General features: G+C 53.2%; 4 protein-coding genes and 1 pseudogene. 3 read left to right on the top strand and 2 right to left on the bottom strand.

Features of this window, described 5'->3' with window-relative positions:
* Positions 1–1,650, bottom strand: a 1,650-nt coding sequence (locus FGE21_RS19375; protein ID WP_139665045.1) for a recombinase family protein, incomplete at its 3' end; no start/stop codon positions are given.
* Entirely contained in the window at positions 1,640–1,825 is a 186-nt protein-coding gene (locus FGE21_RS19370; RefSeq protein ID WP_139665044.1) for a hypothetical protein, read from the bottom strand. The genes FGE21_RS19375 and FGE21_RS19370, both read right to left, overlap by 11 nt.
* A 925-nt stretch (positions 1,826–2,750) precedes the next feature.
* Between FGE21_RS19370 and FGE21_RS19360 the strand changes: the two genes are divergently transcribed.
* The 3 genes and pseudogenes from FGE21_RS19360 to FGE21_RS19350 all read left to right on the top strand — a co-directional run.
* Positions 2,751–4,367, top strand: coding sequence for a Hint domain-containing protein (locus FGE21_RS19360; protein WP_139665043.1), 1,617 nt, complete (start codon positions 2,751–2,753; stop codon positions 4,365–4,367).
* A 1-nt stretch (position 4,368) separates the two neighbouring features.
* Entirely contained in the window at positions 4,369–4,773 is a 405-nt protein-coding gene (locus FGE21_RS19355; protein WP_255731674.1) for a toxin-activating lysine-acyltransferase, read from the top strand.
* 21 nt (positions 4,774–4,794) lie between these two features.
* Positions 4,795–7,294: pseudogene (locus tag FGE21_RS19350) on the top strand (hypothetical protein); the annotation flags it as partial.

The raw sequence follows: 7,294 nt of genomic DNA, 5'->3' as shown, positions 1-7,294 counted from the left end.
GCTTTCGCGAGGCCGCGCGCGCCCAGCCTCGACAATATCCGGCGGTGTTGCATTGCGCTGTCCGCGGCAGCGCTTTGGCAGGCGGATTTCCGTATGGGCGCCGCCGGCCCAATGAACCAGCAAAACAATCTCGGAGGCATCATCATCTAGATCTGCCACCACTTCCTGAATCACCGTGCGGACGATGCGCTTCTTAAGCCTGGCATCCGTGACCGGCGCGAACCAGACGCGTTCGAGATTGGCCCCCAAGACGACCAGGTCTTCGGTCGGCAGTGGTGTTCCCTCCGGGCTGGCCGTGTCGTGCTGCGCGAGCTTGTGTTCGATCTCCTGAACCCGCTGAAGCGCCCGGTTCCACCGGGCTTCCAGCTCCGCAGTCACGAGGCGGTTCTCAGGGTCGGACGCATCATACTGCCGGAAGGCCCGATCAGCTGTGTATTGAGCCGCCTCCAGGTCCTGCTGGCTCACTGCTTGCCTGGCGGCCGCCTCTGCGGCGGCAATGGCACCGGGACTGACCACCTGCAGGAGCGCGTGTTCAATGGCATCATCAACCCGCAAGCCACCGAAGGAGATGCAGCGCGCTTCGCCGTTGTCCAGGAGGCCGCGCCAGCAAGAGTAACGCGGGATGTCGTGCTTTTTGCCGGTGTAGCGAACCGTCAGCTTGCGGCCGCAGCGTCGGCAGCGCAGCAGCCCGGTAAGAAGGGCAGAGCCGTGTTTGGCTGCACCATGATGCCGGCTCTGAGGGACGTTGTTGCTGACCATTTTACGGATCGCCTCTGCCCGTTCCCAACTCACGTAGCCTTCATGCGCGCCCGGCTTCAATGCAAGCCATTCCTCGCGGTCTTTCCTGCGAACGGCCGATGTCCCGAACCCTGGCGATGCCTGGGTTTTGCCATAGGCATAAGCCCCGCCATAGGCCGGATTGACGATCATGCGGTGGATGGTGGCATAGGTCGGGCGGCGCCAGACTACCTCACCCTGTTTGCGCAAGCTGGGCAGTTCAAGGCCATGTTCGAGGAACCACAGGAGGGCCTGCCGTGCGCTCCCCAACTCAGCAACCTTGTCGAAAACCAGGGAAATGGCTTCCTGCACGCGGCGGTCCGGGTCTTTCTCAAGCTGGTCCCCGGCCTTTACGAAGCCGACAGGGGCGGCGACGACAAGTTCGCCGCGCCGCGCCTTCTCCTGGCGGGCGGCAAGGGACCGTTGCCTGAGCAGGTCGAGCTCGTATTCGTTCAGGCTGCCCTTCAGGCCCAAAAGCAGCCGGTCATTGCCATCGCGTGGCGCATAAACCGTTTCCTGATCGATCAGCACAGTGTCGACGACACGGCACATCTCGATGAGATGCTGCCAGTCCCGGCTGTTGCGCGCAAACCGGGATACTTCACGCGCCGCGACGGCGCCAACCTTGCCGAGACAAACATCGGCGATCATCCGGTCAAAGCCTTCCCGCGCGACACCGCCGGCGGCAGAACGGCCGAGGTCGTCATCCACGGTCTCAATCCGGCTCCAGCCCAAATCCGAAAGCCGCCCCCGCATGGCATATTGCAGGGCGCTGCTTTCCCGGTTGTGCAGGACCTGGTGGGCCGATGACTGGCGGACATAAAGGATCGCCTTGCGTTCCAAATGCTGCGGGCCAATCTTCTCATGCTTCATGATCGCTCCCCTTGTCCGCCGCGCCGACGTGTTCTGCAATCAGGCGTGCCATCAACCGTGTCAGCGTTTGCTGCGTGTCGCCAGGAAGGCTTTGCCAAGGCGGTGTCTGTGTCACGGGCACGGACTGGATGTCCGGGAACAGTTCGAGTTGCGTCGTCGTCATTTTGCGCGGCATGGGCCAACCTCCGAATCTCGTGTTCAGAGTCCGATGCTGCGTCATCGCGTGATCGGGAGCCGGATTTATTGAGCGGAATACAAGCGGCATCGGAAACCAGCTCCGCGAGAGCCCTGAGAGCCTCCAGGCCTACATGCGCAGAACCAGAACGGCGGCAGGAAGCACATGCTGCCCGGTCAAACATCCATATGGGAACTTCCAGCAGCCGGTCCGACCGGCGGCCGGTGAGATTGCACCGAAACACAGCATCGCCGGGCTTGTCGATCACAGAATGGACATAGACCGATCTGTCGAACCAAGGATGCCATGGATAAAGAACCTCGCGCCGGTCGGTAACGTGGGTGTTCTGGCGTTCAGTTGTACAATTCAAGGAGACCGCATTCATCGCTGGACGGGCAAACGCCCGATCAGGCATATCTAAACCCGTCGTCACCAATCCCGGTGGCGGCATAACCGAGCGGAAAACCCACTTACGACACCGTCGGAAACTGTTCAAACGAACCGAACCACCGCTCTTTTTGCTTGCAGGTCTACATCTTCGCGCTAGGGTGGTGCTGAAGCATATGACGAAACCTTAAAGATGTTTATGTACAGATTTCCGTCCAAAAGTCTCTTTAATTCACAAATATTGGCTCTGATTTCGATCATCTTGCTCGGGGTATTTAGTATTATTGATGCCATATCGCCGCTTGCTAAATACTATGATCAGTTCACTCAAGGCGAATTCAATGCCAGTTTATCTCGGGCGATTTACTCAATCGCGATTGTCAACGGTCCTTTCTGGCTTGTGTTTGCAGCGTTGTACGCATCAAGAAAAAAGTCCGGTTACGCTAAATCAGTAATAATAGGCTTATCGAACGCCCTTTATTTATTGCTTGCGATGCTCGCCACTTCCCTAACTTATTTTCTTTGGAGGATGTGATCCTTGTCAACTTACTCAAATGATGTGTTCCTAGTTGGAACTTTGTATGGTCAATCAGCAGTGAGTGTTTCCCAAATCCTCTCGGGTGCTGGGGCTAACGTAAGCTCAACGGCACTTCTTGGTGCGGTTTTAAATGAATACAACGCGCGTTTGAATGACCCGGCGGTTCAAAATGCTGCTGATTGGTACTCGAGCTATCGACTGCCTACCCATCAAGAAATTATAGAAAATTACAATGAGGTCGCAGCCCTCTCTCCAACCGAGCAACTTGCTATTGGCAAGCTGGGTAAGTTAACAAGCTACCCAGTCATGATTGATTTGGGCCCTGGCAATGTGCAGTTGTTCACCGCCATCGGTCTCTTGAATGATTACAAGGCCCGATACCCCAATTCAGACCCACTAAATTTAAAGTCCTACGAAAACGACTATTCGGCGCTTGCAGCCGATTTAACTGATACCTTTAGCGACACGACTGTTAAATTTGCCGGTTTGATGGTGCAAAAAGGCACCGAGTGGGGCTCGAACAATGTTGCCAACTGGAATGATCTGTCACAGGCAGAGAAGAACGCTTTCGCTGTATTTTTTTACAAAGTCGGCGAAAATGAAATGAATGCCCGTCTGGAAAGTGCTGGTGGTAACTATGTGCCCGATCTGGCAGGAGCTCCTATCGCACAAGAATTCTACTCAAACATCGAGGGTATTGATAGTGCCGTAGTAAATTCGTTTGGGTCATGGTGGTCTAATGCATTGGGTTCCGAACAGGGTTTTGCCGAGGCGCAAAAACTTGAATACTACGCAGACTTTTTTGAACAAAATCCCGAAGCATTTTCAACCAACCCAATGTTCCTCAACCATTTAATCAGTGAGGTTGGGCATGATGGCCTTCGACAGTTGGCCAATGTTTTTGATTGGCCTTTGTGTTTTGCCGAGGGCACACTTATTTCGCTCGGCGATGGTACTCAGATTCCAATAGAGGATGTTCGCATAGGCGACGTAGTGACCTCTTATGAAAGCACCCTACCTTTGGGGCGGTTGCAGAACAAACGTGTTACTCGTTTGTTCAAGAACGAAGTGGCACACTTACTCGACGTGCATGGACTGAAAGTCACTCCTGGCCACGTCACCCTCTGCGGGGATGGCCAGTTCGCTGGAAAACATGTGCCGATCATCGACATATTGCTAAGCGACGGCGCGTTGGTACGCGAAAATGGTGATCTCATCCGCATGGCAATCAACAAACCCGTTGGCAGCCGCGAAGATCAGTTTGTTCAAGTGTCGTATGCTGTAGACGCGGATGCTGCGCGTGAAGGCAACTTGCAATCCGGGAAGATGCGCGTTGGAACGCTGCTGTTTGACCGAGACGATCAACCTGTCTCTGTTTTGGACTGTATCCAAGCAGAAGGCATGACCTTTAACCCAAAAACTGGCTTAGTCACTCGGGCGGGTGGCTCACCAGAGCCCCTCTACTTCTTTGGAGAATTGCCGCGTCCCGAAGACTACATTCTGCGCCGAAGTCGGGAAACATTGGAAGGAATATTGACGGATGGCGAATGGGAAGGAACGCCTTCTCAGCTTGTTGGGCAGCGCCTTCGCCAAACTTACTCTCTGAAGCTGCACTGACATGGTATATGCAAAATCGGCAGGCATGAAGCCATTTGGGTTGGATGGATCTCCTGCTCTCGATCCCGATGAGTTTGGGCAATACCTTGGATTGGCGGGTTGGTTGATTACGATGTCGAAAGACCATCGCGACTTACCAATGACTTTTTTAGATGAGCGTATCCTGCCAGCAATTTTGTTGAAACAATTTCGCTTGTTTCGCAAAGGAAAGGCTCCAATTGCTTTCTTGACCTGGGCCACTGTCTCGGGCGCTGCACAAGAAAAATTTGAACAGTCATCCGGCAAACCGGAGCTGATGGATTGGCGGTCCGGTAGCAAACTGCTCGTTGTGGATTGTGTGTCCCCCTTCGGGCCGGAAGAGAAAATTAAAGCGAACTTTTTGAAGACAATGAGAAAGCCTGGATAAGGCTTCATTTTGGGTGGGAAGATGCAAGAATTTACAGTTGGGCCCGAGGCCACTGATGTTTGTAATAGCGTAGTCGAAAACACATTCCTTTCTTTAGACGGGCAGTTCCGCAACAGTTCCGAGCTTGATGCGGTTTCTAAAGACGATCTTCTGGCAACAGCCTTCCCTGGAGGATTGGAGCCAAGCGGACAAAAACACACAGTTTACAATTTTGAGGTTGAAGACACACACACGTACATTGCTGGTGGATACCGGGTTCATAACCAGTCAACGCTCGCCTTTTTGGAAACCGAAGATTACGACCGCATCCTTGACGTGTTCCCAGATGCCAACGGGAATTTGGTTGTTGTAACGGAAACTGATGGCGGCAATGGACGTAGGACAACCGTCGCAACAGAAATCGATCCGGTCACCGGCACATCAGAAGTGACATCCAACTACGTCTATACAGTACGCGATGGTGCTGGAAATGTCCTGTTCTATCTTGACCAGACTGAAGTCGTGCACGAAGGGCCTGATGGGAAAGAAGTACAAAGCATTGTTATTAATGAGTTTGTTGGTCTGGGAGATCGCGTTGGCAGCGGCGTCGGAGACGCACTGACTCCATTTATTCTGGATGCAATTGGGGTAGATACGGTCGCGGGAAAACTGGTTGTCGGAACGCTCACGCACACCATACTTCAGAACTTAGCCGAAGGCGGTATCAATGCGATTCAGCATACGCTTCTGGATGCCCGCCAAAATGGGGATACAGTCGAAACGATTTTCGAAGACGCGTGGGATGACTTTGGAATCGATCTCGGCATCAACGCAATCAATGGCGTTGTGTCACTAACCAGCCAGTTCATTCTGGCTGAGGTCTTTGAATCTATCGACGTTGACGGCGTACCGGGCGCAATTCTGGAAGCTGTTCTGACCACGGGGATTGAGAATATTATCTCCACCGGCATAGACAACTTCCTTGGAGAGACGCTCACTCTCGGTCAAGCCTACCAGCCGACACAGTTTAACGTAAGCACCATATCGAGTGCGGTTTTCTCTGCAGTTCTCAACGAAATCCTACCCACTGCGGAAACCGTGGAAGGTCAGATCGGCTCTCAGCTTGCCTCTGTTTTTGCCAACGGGTTCGGTTTGGGTTCCGGCTTGGGGTTCTTCGGACCTATATTGGTTCCTGCTCTTATTGGGACCGTTGTTGGGAAACTCCTTGATGCAATATTTGACAAGGACCCGCAGGCTTTTGCCAATTTGGAATTCGATCTTGAATCCGGTTCTTGGCGAATAAGTTCTACGTTTGTTGATGACGGCGGAACTCTTGAACTCGCAACAACCCTTGCAAACAACACAGCCAAGATTCTGAACGAGTTCCGTGATGCTCTTCAAGCTACGGAGCATAACTATGACGACGCCAGCACCATCCGGATTGGTCACTACGAAGAACATCTCAGAAACGGTAATGGTACCAACTATGCGATGGGCGATAGCAACGTCATCCTGTCAGCGGTTGTTGCGACAGTCGAGCAATTGCGCGTTGAAGATGGCGACCTGAAAGTCGCCCGGGCGCTCGATCTGGAAAATCTTACGACTGTCCTTGCCGAAATGGACACAGAAGAAGCATTTTCGCATATTTATTCGAGAATGCGCATTGCGCGCGATTACCAGACTTATCTCGAAAATACCGAAGCCATTAACCTGTTGATGACGACCGCGCCTGACAGCCCGGTGGCACAAGCATGGCTCGCAACGATATTGTCTGCAAATGAGATGGGTCTTTCTGATGGCTTCACCGTCACGGGCAGCGCGGGAGACAATCTATTTCTCACGTCTGACGGAGACGATGTTGTCGATGGTGCGGCCGGAGACGATGAAATCCGATCTTACGATGGCAATGACACACTGGACGGCGGTGCAGGTGATGACCTGATAAGTGGCGGTGTCGGCGCTGATACAATCGATGGTGGAACTGGTATCGACACAGTGACCTTTGATGATGGTCGCAGCGGCGTTTCGCTGAGTCTGCATCTGGGATCAGGCCTGACAGCAGATGCTGAAGGCGACACATATACAAATATCGAGAACGCAATTGGTTCATCGTTTGACGACAATATTGTGGGTGCCCTTCAAAGCAATGAACTGTGGGGGAATAGCGGCAATGACAGTGTTTATGGCCACGGTGGCGATGACACTCTCCATGGCGATGAAGGTGACGACCTTCTCTTTGGTGATTTAACCGAAGACACATCTGTTTCCGGCGATGATTTGCTCTATGGCGATGCAGGGGATGATATCCTTCACGGCGGCGGCGGTTTTGACACGTTTGACGGCGGCGAAGGGAACGACCGCGCGTCTTATCGCTTTTCAACCCTTGGCCTGATTGCTTCGCTGGCTTCGAATGAAGCCAAAATCAGCGGTGGCATTGAAACGTTCACCGGGATCGAAGGCCTGATCGGCTCAGCATTTACCGACTATCTCTACGGCAATTCAGCTGCGAACACGATCGAAGGCCTTGCTGGTAATGATGTTT

Origin of the sequence: Phaeobacter sp. B1627 (assembly GCF_006265095.1) — a bacterium.
Classification (GTDB): Bacteria; Pseudomonadota; Alphaproteobacteria; order Rhodobacterales; family Rhodobacteraceae; genus Epibacterium.
This window is presented reverse-complemented; position numbering and strand designations above follow the sequence as displayed.